Below are 17,111 nucleotides of genomic sequence, written 5' to 3'. Positions count from 1 at the left end.
CGGGCCGGCCGCGAGGGACTTGGCCGGGTTCCGTGGCTGTCACCGTGAGCCGGCCGTGAGGGACTTCTCCTGACTGCGCGGCAGCCCATGGCTCAGATCCTCCACCAGCAGCCGTTTCGCGATCGCGTCGACCGCTACGCGCAGGTCGCTGTCCGAGGGACGGCCGATGTCCCGACCCAGCCGGTCCTCCAGCCAGTCGGCCCAGGCCCGCGTGAGGACCGCGGCCTCCCGCGCGCCCGCCTCGGTGTGGGAGAGCAGGGAGCCGGCGCGGGTCAGGAACCCCTCCTCGACCATCCGCTCGAAGACCGGCAGCAGCACCTCCGGAGGCAGCCTGCGCCGCGCTGCGATCAACCCCAGGCTCGCGTGGCCGACCATGCGGGTGAACAGCTCGACCTGCATCACCGCCCAGGCCCCGGCCACGTCGAGCCGGGTGTCGGACTCCAGGACGATCCGCCGCGCGGTGTCCAGATCCGTAGAGCCGATGATCTTGCCGACGGCGGCCTCCAGCACCCGCCGGGAGTCCGCGCCGCTCGGCGAGCCGAAACCCTCGCCCATGTCGGTCGAGCCCGTCCGCGCGGTGTCGCGCAGCCGGACCTGCTTGAGGAACAGGGCTACCAGGAAGCCCACCGCGGCGACCGGCACCGTCCACAGGAACACGGTCTGGAGCGTGTCGGCGTAGGCGCCGACGATCGGCCCCGCCGCGGCCGACGGCAGTTCGTGGACGCCTTCCGGACTGGTCGCCGCCCGGCTGAGCGTGTCCGGGTCCAGCTCACCGGCCCGCGCCGCCTGCGCCACCCCGTCACGGAGGTTGGGTGCCAGCGTATTGGTGTAGATCGTGCCGAACACGGCCGTGCCGAAGGAGCTGCCGAGCGTGCGGAAGAAGGTCACCCCGGAGGTCGCGGTGCCCAGGTCGGCGTAGTCGACGGTGTTCTGCACCGCGATCGTCAGCACCTGCATGCACAGGCCGATGCCGCTGCCCAGCACGAACATGTACAGGGATTCCAGCCACGATCCGGTGTCCGGCCCCATGAGCGACATGAGGAACAGGCCGACGCCCATCACCAGCGCGCCGACGATCGGGAAGATCCGGTACCGCCCGGTCCTGCTGACCACGGTGCCGCTGAAGACCGACGCGATGAGCAGCCCCGCCACCATCGGCAGCGTCCGCACACCGGAGATCGTGGCCGAGTCGCCGTCGACATACTGGAGATACGTCGGCAGGTACGTCAGCGCGCCGAGCATCGCGAAGCCGACGATGAAGCTCAGCACCGAGCAGACGGTGAACACCGGGTTGGCGAACAGCCGCATGGGCAGCATCGGTTCACGCGCCCGGGTCTCCACCCGGCAGAACAGCGCGAGTGCGAGGACGCCGCCCACGAACAGCCCGATGATCACCCCCGAGTCCCACGCGTACTCGTTGCCGCCCCAACTCGTCGCCAGGATCAGGGCGCTGGCGCCGACCGCGACGAGCGCGATGCCCAGATAGTCGATGACCGGCCGGGAGACCGCCTTCACCACCGGAATGGTCCTGGCCGCCGCCACGACGACCACGATCGCGATGGGCACGTTCACGTAGAACGCCCAGCGCCACGTCAGGTGATCGGTGAACAGCCCGCCCAGCAGCGGCCCGATGACGGTGGCCACCCCGAACACCGCGCCGATCGCGCCCTGGTACTTGCCCCGCTCGCGCAGCGGGATCACGTCCGCGATCAGCGCCATCGAGGTGACCATCAGCCCGCCCGCGCCGATGCCCTGCATCGCCCGCCAGGCGATCAGCAGCGACATGTTCGTCGCCAGTCCGCACAGGAACGAGCCGGTGATGAACACGACCGCCGACACCTGGAAGACCACCTTGCGGCCGAACAGGTCGCCGAACTTGCCGACCAGCACGGTCGCGACGGTCTCCGCGAGGAGGTACGACGTGACCACCCACGACATGTGGTCCGCCCCGCCCAGATCCGACACGATGGTCGGCAATGCGGTCCCGACGATGGTCTGGTCGAGGGCCGCGAGCAGCATCCCCAGCATGATCGTCACGAAGACGACGTTGCGGCGACGGGCGTCCAGCACCGGCGGCTGGGAGGCGGGCAGGGCGGTTTCCTCCACGACGGTCACGTCGTCACCTTCACACCTGTGGGCTACGTGCGCATGCCAGAACGTCCGCACGGGTGCCCGGTGATGGGCCCGTCAGTCCCGCGAGTCCCGTCAGTCGCGGGGATGCCGGCGCAGCAGATACGTGTCCATGATCCAGCCCTTGCGCTCACGGGCCTCGGCCCGCAACCGCTCGATGCGCGGTGCCGCCTCGGCGATCGGGCCGGAGACGAGGATCTCGTCCGGCGTGCCGATGTAGGCACCCCAGTAGATGGCGACGTCCTCCTGCGCGTACTGCCGGAAAGTCTGGTGGGCGTCGAGCATGACCACCACGTCGTCCACGCCCTCCGGGAAGCCCTCCGCCAGCCGCCGGCCGGTGGTGATCTGCACGGGCCGGGCGACGCGGTTGAGGCCCGTGCGGTGCCGGGCGACGAGCGCCGAGACGCTGCTGATGCCGGGCACGACGTCGTACTCGAACGCCACGGCGCCCCGCTCCAGCACCTCCTCCAGGATCCCCAGCGTGCTGTCGTACAGCGACGGGTCGCCCCACACCAGGAACGCGCCGGTCTGCTCCTCGCCGAGCTCCTCGGCAATCAGCCGCTCGTAGATGTCGGCACGGGCGCTGCGCCAGTCCCCGACGGCGGGTGAGTAGGCCGAGCCGCCGGCGCTCCGGTCGCGCTCCGGGTCGCGCGCCTCGACGACGCGGTACGTCCCCTCGGGCACGTGCGCGTCGAGCATGTCCCGGCGGAGCCCGGTGAGGTCCGCCTTCACCTCGCCCTTCTCCAGGATGAAGAACACGTCCGTGCTCCGCAGTGCCCTGACCGCCTGGAGGGTGAGCTGGTCGGGGTCGCCCGCGCCGATACCGATGACATGAATCTTTCGCACCCCCCGAGTCTGCCGCACGGGTTCGACGGCTCTTTCACGGGTCCTGGTTCAGGCGTGCGGGTCAGCTCCGGCCGCCTCACCCCGCAGCCGCGGCGCCCGCGCCCCCGCGTCCACCGCGCTGCCGTCCCGTTCCACCTCCCCGGCCAGCTCCCGCGCCCACGCGGCCAGGCTCGCGACGTCGATCCCGTGCGGCAGGGCCTGCCCGGCCTCGGACGCCCAGGCCTCGGCCGCTCCCGCCCCGCGCCTCAGGAGCCGGGCCCCGCCGGTCAGGTTCCCCCGCGCGGCGTGCGTGAGCCCCACGGCGAGCTGGGCGAGCCCGCGCCACAGCTCGCGCTCCTGGTCGGGCCCCGACTTCCACGCGTCCTCGAAGACCTCGTGCGCGTGGAACGGCTTGCCCTCGTCCAGCAGCCGCTGCGCTTCCGCGACGGTCTCCTCGGGGGTGCGGACGACGCCCTCGGGCTGCCGGGGCACACCGTCCGCGCCGTACGGCAGGGGCCGTCCGAGTCCGTCCCGGGGGCGGGCGTTGCGCGCCCGCCCCTCGCCGTCGCGGTCTCGTGTGCCGCCCGTCCGGCCCGATCCGGTCTCTCCTGTGCTGCCCATACGCCGATTGTCCCGCCCGGCCCGTTTTCGGCGCGGCCAGGGGTGTGGGGTAAGGTGCTGTTCGCGCGATCACGCGGCTCACCGCGGGTGGCGCGCACCGGGACGTGGCGCAGCTTGGTAGCGCACTTGACTGGGGGTCAAGGGGTCGCAGGTTCAAATCCTGTCGTCCCGACGGTACGAAGGGTCTCGCAGGCAGATGCCTGCGGGACCCTTTTGTCGTGCGCGTGTGCGAGTGCGTACGCCCGCGACCTCAAGAGCACTCCAAGTCGCCGGCCGGGGAGAACCCGGCCGCGGTGGACCCGGGGCAGCGCTCCCGGCTGGACGCGGTGCACTGACACCGTGGACCGTGGAGGGGAACGGCATCCGGACCTCCGGAAGGAGCACCGGCCATGACCACACGCCCGGCCCACCCCGCCGCCCGCTCGATCAGGACCACCCCGGAAGGCCTCATGTGGGAGCCCAGCGAGCGCTGGGTGCGCGGCCGCAAGGGCGACGTCACCGTCGTCGACAGCCGGCACCCGGTGCTCGTCTGGGAACCCCACCTGCCCGTGCCGCAGTACGCCTTCCCGAAGGAGGACGTCCGCACCGACCTGCTCCGCCCGGCCGAGAGCCCGCCCATGGGCGCCCACACCGGCTCCCGGGTCTTCTACGACCTCGACGCCGACGGCGAGGTGCGCGAGAACGCGGCCTGGACGTTCCCCGCCGACGACCTGGCCGGCCACATCGCCTTCGAATGGTTCCTGCGCACCGACACGGGCCTCGACCACTGGTACGAGGAGGACGAGGAGATCTTCATCCATCCCCGTGACCCGCACAAACGCGTCGACGCGCTGCCGAGCAGCCGGCACGTGCAGGTCGAGATCGACGGGCAGGTCGTCGCGGACAGCCACGCTCCCGTCCTGCTCTTCGAGACGTCCCTGCCCACCCGGTACTACCTCCCCCGCGACGACGTCCGCCTCGACCTGTTCGACGCCACCGACCACCACACCGGATGTCCCTACAAGGGCACCGCCTCCTACTGGTCCTGGCGCGGCGGGGCCGACGTGCCGCCCAACCTCGTGTGGACCTATCCCGAACCGCTGCCCGCCGTGGCGGCGATCCGGGGGCGCGTCGCCTTCTTCAACGAGGTCGTCGACATCACGCTGGACGGCGAGCGCCTGGAGCGGCCGGACACGCCGTTCAGCAGGATGCTGCGGAGGGGGAACCGCTCGTGAAGCTGTCCAGCAGGGCGGGCCGCCGCTTACGGCCGCACCAGCAACTGGAAGTCGAACGAGTAGTGCGAGGCCCGGTAGATGTGCGTTCCGTACTCGACCGCGCGCCCGGTGTCGTCGTACGCCGTGCGCTGCATCGTGAGCAGCGCCGCCCCCTCCGCCTCGTCCAGGCGGGACGCCTCGTCCGCCGTGGCCGCGCGGGCGCCGACGGTCTGGCGGGCGCTGTGCAGGGTGATGCCCGCCGAGCGCATCACGCGGTACAGGCCCGTCGACTCCAGACGGGCGCTGTCGAGCTCCAGCAGGGACGCCGGCAGGTAGTTGCGCAGCAGTGCCACCGGCCGGCCGTGGGTGCGGCGCAGCCGGTCGAGGACGGTCACCTCGCCGCCCTCCGGCACACCGAGGGCGGCGGCCACGTCGCAGGCGGCCGGGACGACCTCGTTGCGCACGACCTCGGTGGTCGGCCCCTGCCCGGCCGCCTCCAGGTCGTCGTAGAGGCTGCTCAGTTCCAGCGGGCGCCTGACCTGGCTGTGCACCACCTGCGTGCCCACGCCGCGCCGCCGGACCAGCAGCCCCTTGTCGACGAGGGACTGGATGGCCTGGCGGACGGTGGGGCGGGACAGGCCGAGGCGGACCGACAGGTCGACCTCGTTGCCCAGGAGGTTCCCCGGGGCGAGGACCCCGCGCTCGATCGCCGCCTCCAGCTGTTGCGCGAGCTGGTGGTAGAGCGGCACGGGACTGCTCCGGTCCAGGGCGAAGTCCAGCGCGCCGAGCGCCGGGGCGGCCGTGGTGCGGGCCCGGTCACCGGACTTCGCCATGGATGAACCCCCTCACGGGTGTCAGGAGTTGCTCGGGAAGCCGAGGTTGATGCCGCCGTCGGACGGGTCGGGCCAGCGGGTGGTGATGACCTTGCCCTGGGTGTAGAAGGCGATGCCGTCGTTGCCGTAGACGTGCAGGTCTCCGAAGAGGGAGTCCTTCCAGCCGCCGAAGGAGTGGTAGCCGACGGGGACCGGGATCGGCACGTTGACGCCGACCATGCCCGCCTTGACCTCCAACTGGAAGCGGCGGGCCGCGCCGCCGTCCCGGGTGAAGATCGCGGTGCCGTTGCCCCAGCGGGAGGAGTTGATCAGCTCGATGGCCTCGTCGTACGTCTGTGCCCGTACGACCGCGAGCACCGGGCCGAAGATCTCGTCCCGGTACGCGTCCGCCGTCAGCGGCACCCGGTCCAGCAGGGAGACGCCGAGGAAGAAGCCGTTCTCGTGGCCGTCCACCGAGAAGCCCGTGCCGTCGACCACGACCTCCGCGCCCTGCTCGGCGGCCGACGCCACGTACGACGCCACCTTGTCGCGGTGCTCGCGGGTGATCAGCGGGCCCATCTCGGACGCCGGGTCGTTGCCGGGCCCGATCTTCAGGTTCTTCGCCCGCTCGGCGATCTTGCCGACCAGCTCGTCGCCGATGTCACCGACGGCCACCACCACCGACACGGCCATGCAGCGCTCGCCCGCAGAGCCGTACGCGGCGTTGATCGCCTGGTCCGCGGCGAGTTCCAGGTCGGCGTCGGGCAGCACCAGCATGTGGTTCTTGGCGCCGCCCAGGGCCTGCACCCGCTTGCCGTGCTCGACGGCCGCTCGCTGGATGTACCTGGCGATCGGCGTCGAGCCGACGAAGGACACCGCCTCGATGTCCGGGTGCTCCAGGATGCGGTCCACGGCCGTCTTGTCGCCCTGCACGATGTTCAGGACGCCCTCCGGCAGACCCGCCTCGCCGGCCAGCTCGGCCAGCCGCAGGGAGGCCGACGGGTCCTTCTCCGACGGCTTCAGCACAAACGTGTTCCCGCAGGCGATCGCCAGCGGGAACATCCACATCGGCACCATCGCCGGGAAGTTGAACGGCGTGATGCCCGCGACCACGCCCAGCGGCTGGCGGATCGAGGCGACGTCCACCCGGGTGGAGACCTGGGTGGACAGCTCGCCCTTGAGCTGGACGGAGATCCCGCACGCCAGCTCCACGATCTCCATGCCGCGCGCGACCTCGCCGAGCGCGTCGGAGTGCACCTTGCCGTGCTCGGCGGTGATCAGCTCGGCGATCTCGTCGCGGTGGGCGTCGAGCAGCTCGCGGTACTTGAACAGGATCGCCGTGCGCTTGGCCAGAGATGACTCGCCCCAGCTCGCGAAGGCGGCCTTGGCGGAGGCGACCGCGGCATCGACCTCGTCGACGGACGCGAACGCGACCTGCTTCTCCTGGGCGCCGGTCGCCGGGTTGTAGACGGGGCCGAACCGGCCGGAGGTGCCCTCGACGGGCTTGCCGTCGATCCAGTGGGTGATGGTCTTCATGGTGCGCACGGGCCTTTCACGGAGCTTGAGTTCAGAGGGAGGTCAGAGGTGGCGGCGACGGTCCGCCACCTGGCGGTCGTAGCGCTCACGGGCCTCGACGGCGGCTTCCCGGGAGGCGGTCTCGGCCACCGGCACGTCCCACCAGGCCTCGGCCGGGGGAGCGGTCGGCGCCGGGTCGGTCTCGACGTACACGCACGTCGGCCTGTCCGAGGCGCGGGCCGCGGCGAGCGCCTCGCGCAGCTCGCGCACGGTCTTGGCGCGCAGCACGTCCATCCCGAGGCTGGCCGCGTTGGCCGCGAGGTCGACGGGCAGCGGGGCGCCGGTGAAGGTGCCGTCGGCGGCCCGGAAGCGGTAGGCGGTGCCGAAGCGCTCGCCGCCCGTCTCCTGCGACAGGCCGCCGATGGAGGCGTAGCCGTGGTTCTGGATCAGGACGATGTTGACCGGCAGGCCCTCCTGCACCGCGGTGACGATCTCCGTCGGCATCATCAGGTAGGTGCCGTCACCGACCAGCGCCCACACCGGCGTGCCCGGGGCGGCCTGCTGGACGCCGATGCAGGCCGGGATCTCGTAGCCCATGCAGGAGTAGCCGTACTCCAGGTGGTACTGGCGCGGGCTGCGCGAGCGCCACAGCTTGTGCAGGTCGCCGGGGAGCGAACCGGCCGCGTTGATGACCACGTCCTCGTCGCCGACCGCCGCGTCCAGCGCGCCGAGCACCTGCGTCTGGGTCGGCGCCGCGTTCTCGTCGGCGGCGCGGTAGGCGGCCTCCACGACCTCGTCCCAACGCTCCTTGCCGGCGCGGTACTCGGCCTCGTACGCCTCCGGCACCCGGTGCCCTGCCAGCCCCTCGGCCAGCCTCTCCAGGCCGGACCGCGCGTCGCACACCAGCGTCCGCGCAGCCAGCTTGTGCGCGTCGAAACCGGTGATGTTGAGGTTGAGGAACCGCACGTCCGGGTTCTGGAAGAGGGTGCCCGAGGCGGTGGTGAAGTCGGTGTAGCGGGTGCCGACACCGATCACGAGGTCGGCGGTGCGGGCGAGTTCGTCGCTGACCGCCGTACCGGTGTGGCCGATGCCGCCGAGGTCGGCGGGGTGGTCGTGGCGGAGCGAGCCCTTGCCGGCCTGGGTGGAGGCGACGGGGACGCCGGTGGCCTCCACGAACGCCTTCAGGGCCTCCTCGGCCTCGCTGTGGTGCACGCCGCCGCCCGCCACGATCAGCGGCCGCTCGGCCGCCCGGATCGCCTCGACCGCGGCGGTCAGTTCCACGGGGTCGGGCGCGGGGCGGCGTACGTACCAGACGCGCTCGGCGAAGAACTCCTCCGGCCAGTCGTACGCCTCCGCCTGCACGTCCTGGGGCAGGGCGAGGGTGACGGCTCCGGTCTCGGCCGGGTCGGCCAGCACCCGCATCGCCTGGAGCGCCGAGGGGATCAGCGCCTCGGGGCGGGTGATCCGGTCGAAGTACCGCGACACCGGACGGAGCGTGTCGTTGACGGACACGTCGGCCTCGACCGGGTGCTCCAGCTGCTGGAGCAGCGGGTCGGGGGCGTGCGAGGCGAAGTAGTCCCCGGGCAGGAGCAGCACCGGCAGCCGGTTGATCGTCGCCAGGGCCGCGCCGGTGACCAGGTTGGTGGCGCCCGGGCCGATCGAGGTCGTCACCGCCTGCGCGGACAGGCGGTTGAGCTGCCGGGCGTAACCGACCGCGGCGTGCACCATGGACTGCTCGTTGCGGCCCTGGTGGAACGGCATCACCTCGGCGTACTCGACCAGCGCCTGGCCGACTCCGGCGACGTTGCCATGTCCGAAGATGCCCCAGGTCCCGGCGATCAGCCGGCGGCGCACGCCGTCCCGCTCGGTGTACTGGGCGGACAGGAACCGCACCAGTGCCTGGGCGGTCGTCAGTCGGCGGGTGGGGGCGCTCATGCGGAAGTCTCCGGGGCGGTGTAGAGGGGGAGCCGGGGGTCGACCGGCTGGTCCGGCCAGGTGTCGCGGACCCAGGCGTGGTCGGGGTGGTCGCAGATCAGCCAGGCGCGCTCGGCCTCCGGGCCCGCCATGACGTTGAGGTAGTACATGTGGTGGCCGGGCGTGGCCATCGACGGCCCGTGCCAGCCGTCCGGGATGAGGACGACGTCGCCGTCGCGCACCTCCGCCAGGACGTCGGTGTCCCGGCCCGGGCCGGAGGGGGAGACACGCTGGTAGCCGAGGCCGGGGGTGCCGTCGTGCCCGGCGAACTCGAAGTAGTAGATCTCCTCCAGCACGGACTCCTCGCCGGGCCGGTGCTCGTCGTGCTTGTGCGGCGGGAACGACGACCAGTTGCCGCCCGGGGTGATCACCTCGACCGCGATGAGCTTGTCGCACTCGAAGACCCCGGCCGCCCCGAAGTTGTTGACCTGCCGGGAGCAGCTGCCGGTGCCCCGCAGCTCCACCGGCACCTCGGACGCCGGGCCGTAGCGGGCGGGCAGTCGGCGGGTGCAGCGCGCGCCGGTCAGCGCGAACCGGCCGCCCGCGGCGGACGTCACGGTCGCACGGGCGTCGCGCGGCACGTACGCGAAGTCGCTGACACCGCTGAACACATCGGCGCGGCCCCGGAGTTCGAAGGTGTCCTGGCCGAAGTCGTCCGCCGCCGCGACCGTGCAGCCGCCGCTCAGCGGGACGACGATCCACTCGCTGTCGCCCGTGTCGAAGGAGTGCGTGCCGCCCGGCGGCAGCTCCAGGATCCGCAGACTGGAGTGGCCCCAGCCGGCCTTCTCGGGCGTCACGTCGACGGCGTAGGGGCCGCCGAGGGCCTTGCCGGCGGGAAGGTGGTACGTCATTGCATCCTCCGGATCACAGCAGACCGACGGCCGTGTCGACCGCCTCTTCCACGCTGCCCCCGGCCGGGTAGAGCAGCGACCGTCCGACCACCATGCCCTGGACGGTGGGCAGCCGCAGGGCCTTGCGCCAGCGTTCGTAGGCGCCCTCCTGGTCGTCGCCCACCTCGCCGCCGAGCAGGACGACGGGCAGCGTGGAGGTCTCCAGGACCTCGGCCATGTCGTCCGGGTCGTCGGTGACGGGCAGCTTCAGCCAGGTGTAGGCGGAAGTGCCGCCCAGGCCCGAGGCGATGGCGATCGACCTGGTGACGGCTTCGGCGGACAGGTCGTTGCGGACCCTGCCGTCGACCCGCCGGGAGATGAACGGCTCGACGAACAGGGGGAGGCGCTGAGCCGCCATGGCGTCGATCGCCCGGGCGGTGGACTCCAGCGTGGTCAGCGAGCCCGGGTCGTCGTAGTCGATGCGGACCAGGAGCTTGCCCGCGTCGAAGCGGAGCCGGGCGATGTCCTCGGCGCGGTGGCCGGTGAAGCGGTCGTCCATCTCGAAGGACGCTCCGGCCAGGCCGCCGCGGTTCATGGAGCCCATGACAACCTTGTCGTCGAGGACGCCGAGGAGCAGGAGGTCCTCCAGGATGTCGGCGGTGGCGAGCACCCCGTCGACGCCGGGCCGCGACAGCGCGGTGCACAGCCGCTGCAGCAGGTCCGCGCGGTTGGCCATGGCCAGGCTCCGGTCTCCGACCCCGAGGGCGCCGCGGGCCGGGTGGTCGGCGGCCACGATCATCAGGCGGCCGCTGTCGCCGACCAGCGGGCGGCGCACCCGGCGGGCCGCCGCCTCGGCGACGGCCTCGGGATTGCGGGCGCGGACCGTGGTGAGGTCGGGGATGCCGATGTTCAAGGAAGGCTCCGTTTCAGTGGCTCGTGCTCGGCGACGGCACCCCGGCGAGGAGGTCGGCGACCTCGGACTCGGTGGGCATCGCGGAGGAGCAGGCGAGGCGGGAGGCGACGAGGGCGCCGGCGGCGTTGGCGTGGCGCATGGTCCGCTCCAGGTCCCAGCCGGCGAGCAGACCGTGGCAGAGCGAGCCGCCGAAGGCGTCACCCGCGCCGAGGCCGTTGACCACCTCGACCGGCACCGGCGGCACCTCGGCCCGGGTCCCGTCGCGGTGCACGGCCAGGACGCCCTTGGGGCCCTGCTTGACGACGGCCAGTTCCACGCCCGCCTCCAGCAGGGCGTCCGCGCAGGCCTGCGGCTCGCGCACGCCGGTGGCGATCTCGCACTCGTCGAGGTTGCCGACGGCGACCGTGGCGTGCCGCAGGGCCTCGCGGTAGTACGGGCGGGCCTCCTCGGGGTCGCGCCAGAACATCGGGCGCCAGTCGAGGTCGAAGACGGTGATCCCCGACTTGTCGCGTGCCTTGAGGGCGGCGACCGTGGCGGAGCGGCTCGGCTCCTCGCTCAGGCCGGTGCCGGTGATCCAGAAGATCCGGGCGCCGCGGATGGCGAAGAAGTCCAGCTCGTCGGTGTGGATCTCCAGGTCCGGTGCCTTGGGGCGGCGGTAGAAGTACAGCGGGAAGTCGTCCGGCGGGAAGATCTCACAGAACGTGACCGGCGTCGGGTACGCGCCGACCGGGGTGACCCAGCGGTCGTCGACGCCGAAGCCCTTGAGTTCCTCGTGCAGATAGGTGCCGAAGGGGTCTTCGCCGGTGCGCGTGATCACCGCCGTACGGCGCCCGAGGCGGGCGGCGGCGACCGCCACGTTGGCCGCGGAACCTCCCAGGAATTTCCCGAACGTCTCCACCTTCTCCAAGGGGACGCCGGTCTGCAGGGGGTAGAGGTCGACCCCGATGCGGCCCATCGTGATCACATCGAAATACTGGGCTGGCCCGGCCATGCGCGACCTCCTCGGGAAGCTGGGGATGCGGGTCCTGGGACGCCCTGACACGGTGGGGGCGTGGATCCACGGGACCTGCCGCCCCCAGGTGTAGGTCCCGGAGGGCGGCGCTGTCAATAGTTTGTACTTACATTCGGACCTGCTCGTGAAATGATGTCTTAACAAAGTATTGACAGCGGGCGTGGCAGGGACTTGTATCCCGTGGCATCACGACAGTCCGTTTGCGGCATCATGATCCGGACTCCGTAAGGCTCCGGGACCACGGATCCCTTCGTGATCCCTTCCTTTCCCCCGCAGTAGCACAGTGAGGTGCCAGGAAAGATGGACCGCTCTTCCCACTCCCGCTCTCGCAGGTTCGCGCCCGTCGTCGCCGTGGCCGCGGCAGCGGCCCTGACCCTCGCCGGCTGCTCCAGCAGTTCCGGAGGCAAGAAGTCCGAGGAAGGTGCCGCGAACGCCTCGGCCGGCAAGGCGACCACGCCGCGCATGACCGTCGCCCTCGTCACCCACCAGGCTCCCGGCGACACCTTCTGGGACACCGTCCGCAAGGGCGCCCAGGCCGCCGCGGCCAAGGACAACATCAAGCTCATCTACTCGGCCGACCCGAACGCGGGCACCCAGGCCAACCTGGTCCAGAACGCGATCGACCAGAAGGTCGACGGTATCGCCGTCACCCTCGCCAAGCCCGACGCCCTCAAGGGCGTCATAGGCAAGGCCGAGAAGGCCGGCATACCCGTGGTCGGACTCAACTCCGGCCTGAGCGACTGGAAGAACCTCAACCTGCTGGAGTTCTTCGGCCAGGACGAGTCCGTCGCGGGCGAGGCCTTCGGCAAGAAGCTCAACGAGGTCGGCGCCAAGAAGGTCCTCTGCGTCATGCAGGAGCAGGGCAACGTGGGCCTCACCCAGCGCTGCGACGGCGTCGCGAAGACCTTCGACGGCAAGGTCGACCCGCAGAACGTCAACGGCACCGACATGCCGTCCGTGAAGTCGACGATCACGGCCAAGCTCAAGCAGGACCCGTCCATCGACTACGTCGTGACGCTCGGCGCCCCCTTCGCGCTGACCGCGGTGCAGTCGGTCTCGGACGCCGGCAGCAAGGCGAAGGTCGCCACCTTCGACCTCAACAAGGACCTGATCAAGGCCATCAAGGGCGGCTCGATCCAGTTCGCCGTCGACCAGCAGCCGTACCTGCAGGGCTACCTGGCCGTCGACGGCCTGTGGCTCTACAAGAACAACGGCAACTACAGCGGCGGCGGCGAGCAGCCCGTGCTGACCGGCCCGGCCTTCGTCGACAAGTCCAACGTCGACAAGATCGGGGAGTTCGCCGCGAAGGGCACCCGGTGATGAGCATGACCCAGCAGGCTGAGCCGGCGGTGGACACACCGCCGGCCCCCGGCCCGAAGCAGACCGACGGCCGGACCCGGCAGCGCCCCCTGGCGCTGCGGCTGCTCGCCCGGCCCGAGGTCGGTGTGTTCCTCGGTGCGGTGGCCGTGCTCGTGTTCTTCCTGTTCGCGGCACCGCCCGTGCGCGACGGCGGCTCGATGGCCAACATCCTGTACCAGTCGTCGACCATCGGGATCATGGCGCTGCCCGTGGCCCTGCTGATGATCGGCGGCGAGTTCGACCTGTCGGCCGGTGTCGCCGTGGTCACCTCGGCACTGACCGCGTCGATGCTCAGTTACCAGCTGACCATGAACGTCTGGGTCGGCGTGATCGTCGCCCTGCTCGTGTCGCTCGCGATCGGCGCCTTCAACGGCTGGCTGCTGGTCAAGACCGGCCTGCCGAGCTTCCTCGTCACCCTCGGCACGTTCCTGATCCTTCAGGGCGTGAACCTCGCCGTGACCAAGCTGATCACCGACAACGTCGCCACCGACGACATCAGCGACATGGACGGCTTCACCCAGGCGCAGAAGCTCTTCGCCTCGACCTTCACCGTCGGCGGGGTCAACGTCAAGATCACCGTGGTGTGGTGGCTGGTCTTCGCGGCCCTGGCCACCTGGGTGCTGCTGCGCACCAAGTACGGCAACTGGATCTTCGCCGTCGGCGGCAACAAGGACTCCGCCCGGGCCGTCGGCGTCCCGGTGACCTTCACCAAGATCTCCCTGTTCATGCTGGTCGGCTTCGGCGCCTGGTTCGTCGGCATGCACCAGCTGTTCTCCTTCAACACCGTGCAGTCCGGCGAGGGCGTGGGCCAGGAGCTCATCTACATCGCCGCTGCCGTCATCGGCGGCTGCCTGCTGACCGGTGGCTACGGCTCCGCGATCGGCACGGTCTTCGGCGCCTTCATGTTCGGCATGGTGCAGCAGGGCATCGTCTACGCCGGCTGGAACCCCGACTGGTTCAAGGCCTTCCTCGGCGTGATGCTCCTCGGCGCCGTCCTCATCAATCTGTGGGTCCAGCGCACGGCGACCCGGAGGTGACCGCGATGACCAGCAAAGAAACGGGCACCCACGGTGCCGTCCTCGAAGACGCCCCGCCCGCCGGTGAGCGTCCTCTCGTCGCACTCCGCGGCGCCGGCAAGTCCTACGGCAACATCCGCGCCCTGCACGGCGTGGACCTCGAAGTCCACCCCGGCAAGGTGACCTGCGTCCTCGGCGACAACGGCGCCGGCAAGTCCACCCTCATCAAGATCATCTCGGGACTGCACCAGCACACCGAGGGCGAGTTCCTCGTCGACGGCGAGCCGGTGCGCTTCTCCACCCCGCGCGAGGCCCTCGACAAGGGCATCGCCACGGTCTACCAGGACCTCGCGGTCGTCCCGCTGATGCCGGTGTGGCGCAACTTCTTCCTCGGCTCCGAGATGACCAAGGGCCCCTGGCCGCTGCGCCGTCTCGACATCGAGCGGATGAAGAAGACCGCGGACGAAGAGCTGCGCAACATGGGCATCGTCCTGGACGACCTGGAGCAGCCCATCGGCACGCTCTCCGGCGGCCAGCGCCAGTGCGTCGCCATCGCCCGCGCCGTCTACTTCGGCGCCCGCGTCCTCATCCTGGACGAGCCGACCGCCGCCCTCGGCGTCAAGCAGTCCGGTGTGGTGCTGAAGTACATCGCCGCCGCCCGCGAGAAGGGCCTGGGCGTCATCTTCATCACCCACAACCCGCACCACGCCTACATGGTCGGCGACCACTTCAGCGTGCTGCGCCTCGGGACCATGGAGCTGTCCGCCTCCCGCAGCGACGTCTCCCTCGAGGAACTGACCAACCACATGGCCGGCGGCGCCGAACTGGCTTCTCTCAAGCATGAGTTGTCGCAGGTTCGTGGTGTCGACGTCGAAGAGCTCCCCGAAGAGGGAGACCTCACCGCACCCGTAGCCACCTCTTCGGAAGGAAAGTCCTGACATGGCCCTCGCGCTCGACCGCATCCGGGTCGGCTCCGCCCCCGACTCCTGGGGAGTCTGGTTCCCCGACGACCCCCAGCAGGTGCCCTGGGAACGCTTCCTCGACGAGGTCACCGAGGCCGGCTACTCCTGGATAGAACTCGGCCCGTACGGCTACCTGCCCACCGACCCGGCGCGGCTCACCGACGAGGTGACCAAGCGGAACCTCAAGGTCTCCGCCGGAACCATCTTCTGCGGCCTGCACCGCGGCCCCTCCGAGTGGGACTCCACCTGGGAGCAGGTCAGCCGGGTCGCCGCCCTCACCCAGGCCATGGACGCGAAGCACCTGGTCGTCATCCCGTCCTTCTGGCGCGACGACAAGACCGCCGAGATCCTGGAAGCGCCGGAACTCACCGTCGAGCAGTGGCGCAACCTCACCACGGGCATGGAGCGCCTCGGCCGCGAGGTCAAGGACACCTACGGCCTGGACATCGTCGTCCACCCGCACGCCGACACGCACATCGACACCGAGGAGCACGTCGAGCGGTTCCTCGACTCGACCGACTCCGACGCGGTGAACCTGTGCCTGGACACCGGGCACTACGCCTACTGCGGCGGCGACAGCGTCAAGCTGATCGAGACGTACGGCGAGCGCATCGGCTACCTGCACCTCAAGCAGGTCGACCCGGAGATCCTGGCCGACGTGGTGAAGAACGAGGTGCCGTTCGGCCCCGCGGTGGCGCGCGGTGTGATGTGCGAACCGCCGGCAGGCGTCCCCGAGTTGGGCCCGGTCCTCACGGCCGCCCAGAAGCTGGGCGTGGACCTGTTCGCCATCGTCGAGCAGGACATGTACCCCTGCGAGCCGGACAAGCCGCTGCCGATTGCGGTGCGCACCCGCAAGTTCCTGAGGTCCTGCGGCGCCTGACGACCCGAAAGGACGGCCATGACGGAGCGTGCCCCGCTGGGAATCGCGGTCATCGGTACCGGACGGATGGGCGCCGACCACGTGCGCCGCATCCACGACGTCACCAGCGGAGCAGGGGTGGCCGCCGTCGTGGACGTCGACGCGGAGCGCGCGAAGGCCGTCGCCGCCCATGTCGACGGCTGCACCGCCCACACCGATCCGGCCGCCGCGATGGCCGCGTCCGACGTCGACGCCGTCCTGATCGCCTCCCCGGGCCCGGCCCACGAGGCCACCCTCCTCGCCGCCTTCGAGCACGATCTGCCCGTCCTGTGCGAGAAGCCTCTCACCCCCGACGCGGCCTCCGCCCTGCGCGTCCTCGACGCCGAACTGCGCCTCGGCCACCGCCGGGTCCAGGTCGGCTTCATGCGCCGCTACGACCCCGAGTACGCGAAGCTGAAGGCCCTGCTGGGCACGGGGCAGCTGGGCCGCCCGCTCATGGTGCACAACCGGCACCGCAACGCGGCCAGCCCGCCCTTCTTCACCAGCTCCATGCTGATCAGCGACTCCGTCGCCCACGAGGCCGACGCGACCCGCTGGCTGCTGGGCCACGAGATCACCGCCGTCACGGTGCTGCGCCCCACCCCGTCGGCCAACGCCCCGGACGCGCTGCAGGACCCCCAGTTCGTCGTCTTCGAGACCGACGGCGGCGCCCTCAGCGACGTCGAGATCTTCGTCAACTGCGGCTTCGGCTACCAGGTCCAGGCCGAGGTGGTCTGCGAACGCGGCACGGCCCGCATCGGCGACGGCCACGCCCTGGTCACCAACATGGCCGGCCGCTGGGGCGGCACCATCGCCCAGGACTTCACCGAACGCTTCGAGACGGCCTACGACCGGCAGATCCAGACCTGGGTCGACGCCACCCGCCGCGGTGAGGTCACCGGCCCGAGCGCCTGGGACGGCTACGCCGCGGCGGCGGTGTGCGAGGCGGGGGTCAGGGCGCTGGAGAACGGCGGCCGGGTGGAGATCGACCTGGTGGAGAAGCCGGCGCTGTACGCGTGAGAAGAGGGACCCGGGGCCGAGCCCCGGGTCC

At 71.1% G+C, this 17,111-nt stretch carries 15 protein-coding genes and 1 tRNA gene; 7 read left to right on the top strand and 9 right to left on the bottom strand.

The annotated features are described in order from the left end of the window. Positions 1–39 precede the first annotated feature (39 nt). The 3 genes from ABT116_RS09660 to ABT116_RS09650 all read right to left on the bottom strand — a co-directional run bounded on the left by ABT116_RS09660 (position 40) and on the right by ABT116_RS09650 (position 3,576). Positions 40–2,115 (bottom strand): MDR family MFS transporter, encoded by a 2,076-nt coding sequence (locus ABT116_RS09660; RefSeq protein WP_351630227.1) that lies wholly within the window; start codon positions 2,113–2,115, stop codon positions 40–42. A gap of 90 nt (positions 2,116–2,205) precedes the next feature. Further along, entirely contained in the window at positions 2,206–2,976 is a 771-nt protein-coding gene (gene cobF / locus ABT116_RS09655) for a precorrin-6A synthase (deacetylating) (protein ID WP_351630226.1), read from the bottom strand. A gap of 48 nt (positions 2,977–3,024) precedes the next feature. Continuing rightward, the gene (locus ABT116_RS09650) at positions 3,025–3,576 is read right to left on the bottom strand and encodes a DUF309 domain-containing protein (protein ID WP_351630223.1); all 552 of its coding nucleotides are present in this window, start codon (positions 3,574–3,576) and stop codon (positions 3,025–3,027) included. A 98-nt stretch (positions 3,577–3,674) separates the two neighbouring features. Between ABT116_RS09650 and ABT116_RS09645 the strand changes: the two genes are divergently transcribed. Continuing rightward, a tRNA-Pro gene (locus tag ABT116_RS09645) sits at positions 3,675–3,748 on the top strand. Positions 3,749–3,965: 217 nt separating this feature from the next. Next, positions 3,966–4,790 carry a DUF427 domain-containing protein gene (locus ABT116_RS09640; RefSeq protein WP_351630220.1) on the top strand — a complete coding sequence of 275 codons (825 nt, stop codon included), beginning with the start codon at positions 3,966–3,968 and terminating at the stop codon, positions 4,788–4,790. 26 nt (positions 4,791–4,816) lie between these two features. Here the strand turns inward: ABT116_RS09640 and ABT116_RS09635 are convergent, their stop codons facing one another. From ABT116_RS09635 to iolC, 6 genes are read right to left on the bottom strand one after another with little or no spacing between them, the layout of a single operon-like run. Continuing rightward, complete coding sequence (locus ABT116_RS09635) at positions 4,817–5,602, bottom strand: GntR family transcriptional regulator (protein WP_351630218.1); 786 nt, start codon at positions 5,600–5,602, stop codon at positions 4,817–4,819. 21 nt (positions 5,603–5,623) lie between these two features. Next, positions 5,624–7,117 carry a CoA-acylating methylmalonate-semialdehyde dehydrogenase gene (locus ABT116_RS09630; RefSeq protein WP_351630215.1) on the bottom strand — a complete coding sequence of 498 codons (1,494 nt, stop codon included), beginning with the start codon at positions 7,115–7,117 and terminating at the stop codon, positions 5,624–5,626. 42 nt (positions 7,118–7,159) lie between these two features. Further along, on the bottom strand, positions 7,160–9,031 hold the full coding sequence (gene iolD, locus ABT116_RS09625; protein ID WP_351630213.1) for a 3D-(3,5/4)-trihydroxycyclohexane-1,2-dione acylhydrolase (decyclizing): 1,872 nt from the start codon (positions 9,029–9,031) through the stop codon (positions 7,160–7,162). Beyond that, positions 9,028–9,921, bottom strand: coding sequence for a 5-deoxy-glucuronate isomerase (gene iolB, locus ABT116_RS09620; protein WP_351630211.1), 894 nt, complete (start codon positions 9,919–9,921; stop codon positions 9,028–9,030). The genes iolD and iolB overlap by 4 nt, the downstream gene beginning before the upstream one ends. Before the next feature lie 13 nt (positions 9,922–9,934). Further along, on the bottom strand, positions 9,935–10,813 hold the full coding sequence (locus ABT116_RS09615; protein WP_351630208.1) for a Cgl0159 family (beta/alpha)8-fold protein: 879 nt from the start codon (positions 10,811–10,813) through the stop codon (positions 9,935–9,937). Positions 10,814–10,826: 13 nt separating this feature from the next. Continuing rightward, positions 10,827–11,804: a 5-dehydro-2-deoxygluconokinase gene (iolC, locus tag ABT116_RS09610; RefSeq protein ID WP_351630206.1), complete on the bottom strand. Its 978-nt coding sequence runs from the start codon at positions 11,802–11,804 to the stop codon at positions 10,827–10,829. A gap of 321 nt (positions 11,805–12,125) precedes the next feature. Between iolC and ABT116_RS09605 the strand changes: the two genes are divergently transcribed. Genes ABT116_RS09605 through ABT116_RS09585 form a run of 5 tightly spaced genes read left to right on the top strand, consistent with a single transcriptional unit; the run spans position 12,126 to position 17,080 of the window. Beyond that, complete coding sequence (locus ABT116_RS09605; protein WP_351630203.1) at positions 12,126–13,145, top strand: sugar ABC transporter substrate-binding protein; 1,020 nt, start codon at positions 12,126–12,128, stop codon at positions 13,143–13,145. After that, complete coding sequence (locus tag ABT116_RS09600) at positions 13,145–14,221, top strand: ABC transporter permease (RefSeq protein WP_351630201.1); 1,077 nt, start codon at positions 13,145–13,147, stop codon at positions 14,219–14,221. The genes ABT116_RS09605 and ABT116_RS09600 overlap by 1 nt, the downstream gene beginning before the upstream one ends. Before the next feature lie 5 nt (positions 14,222–14,226). Then, entirely contained in the window at positions 14,227–15,138 is a 912-nt protein-coding gene (locus ABT116_RS09595) for an ATP-binding cassette domain-containing protein (protein ID WP_351630198.1), read from the top strand. 1 nt (position 15,139) lies between these two features. Next, complete coding sequence (locus ABT116_RS09590) at positions 15,140–16,042, top strand: sugar phosphate isomerase/epimerase family protein (protein ID WP_351630196.1); 903 nt, start codon at positions 15,140–15,142, stop codon at positions 16,040–16,042. Between the two features lie 18 nt (positions 16,043–16,060). After that, positions 16,061–17,080, top strand: a complete 1,020-nt coding sequence (locus tag ABT116_RS09585; protein WP_351630193.1) for a Gfo/Idh/MocA family protein — start codon at positions 16,061–16,063, stop codon at positions 17,078–17,080. Positions 17,081–17,111: the final 31 nt, after the last annotated feature.

Origin of the sequence: Streptomyces sp. NPDC002130, from assembly GCF_040296465.1 — a bacterium.
In the GTDB taxonomy this organism is placed as follows: domain Bacteria; phylum Actinomycetota; class Actinomycetes; order Streptomycetales; family Streptomycetaceae; genus Streptomyces.
This window is presented reverse-complemented; position numbering and strand designations above follow the sequence as displayed.

Bases quoted from the DNA above. Each gene is read 5' to 3' on its own strand.
- ABT116_RS09635 (WP_351630218.1), bottom strand. From the start codon at position 5,602: ATGGCGAAGTCCGGTGACCGGGCCCGCACCACGGCCGCCCCGGCGCTC.
- ABT116_RS09640 (WP_351630220.1), top strand. From the start codon at position 3,966: ATGACCACACGCCCGGCCCACCCCGCCGCCCGCTCGATCAGGACCACC.
- ABT116_RS09590 (WP_351630196.1), top strand. From the start codon at position 15,140: ATGGCCCTCGCGCTCGACCGCATCCGGGTCGGCTCCGCCCCCGACTCC.
- ABT116_RS09630 (WP_351630215.1), bottom strand. From the start codon at position 7,117: ATGAAGACCATCACCCACTGGATCGACGGCAAGCCCGTCGAGGGCACC.
- ABT116_RS09600 (WP_351630201.1), top strand. From the start codon at position 13,145: ATGAGCATGACCCAGCAGGCTGAGCCGGCGGTGGACACACCGCCGGCC.
- ABT116_RS09595 (WP_351630198.1), top strand. From the start codon at position 14,227: ATGACCAGCAAAGAAACGGGCACCCACGGTGCCGTCCTCGAAGACGCC.
- ABT116_RS09585 (WP_351630193.1), top strand. From the start codon at position 16,061: ATGACGGAGCGTGCCCCGCTGGGAATCGCGGTCATCGGTACCGGACGG.
- iolB (WP_351630211.1), bottom strand. From the start codon at position 9,921: ATGACGTACCACCTTCCCGCCGGCAAGGCCCTCGGCGGCCCCTACGCC.
- ABT116_RS09650 (WP_351630223.1), bottom strand. From the start codon at position 3,576: ATGGGCAGCACAGGAGAGACCGGATCGGGCCGGACGGGCGGCACACGA.
- ABT116_RS09605 (WP_351630203.1), top strand. From the start codon at position 12,126: ATGGACCGCTCTTCCCACTCCCGCTCTCGCAGGTTCGCGCCCGTCGTC.
- iolC (WP_351630206.1), bottom strand. From the start codon at position 11,804: ATGGCCGGGCCAGCCCAGTATTTCGATGTGATCACGATGGGCCGCATC.
- iolD (WP_351630213.1), bottom strand. From the start codon at position 9,031: ATGAGCGCCCCCACCCGCCGACTGACGACCGCCCAGGCACTGGTGCGG.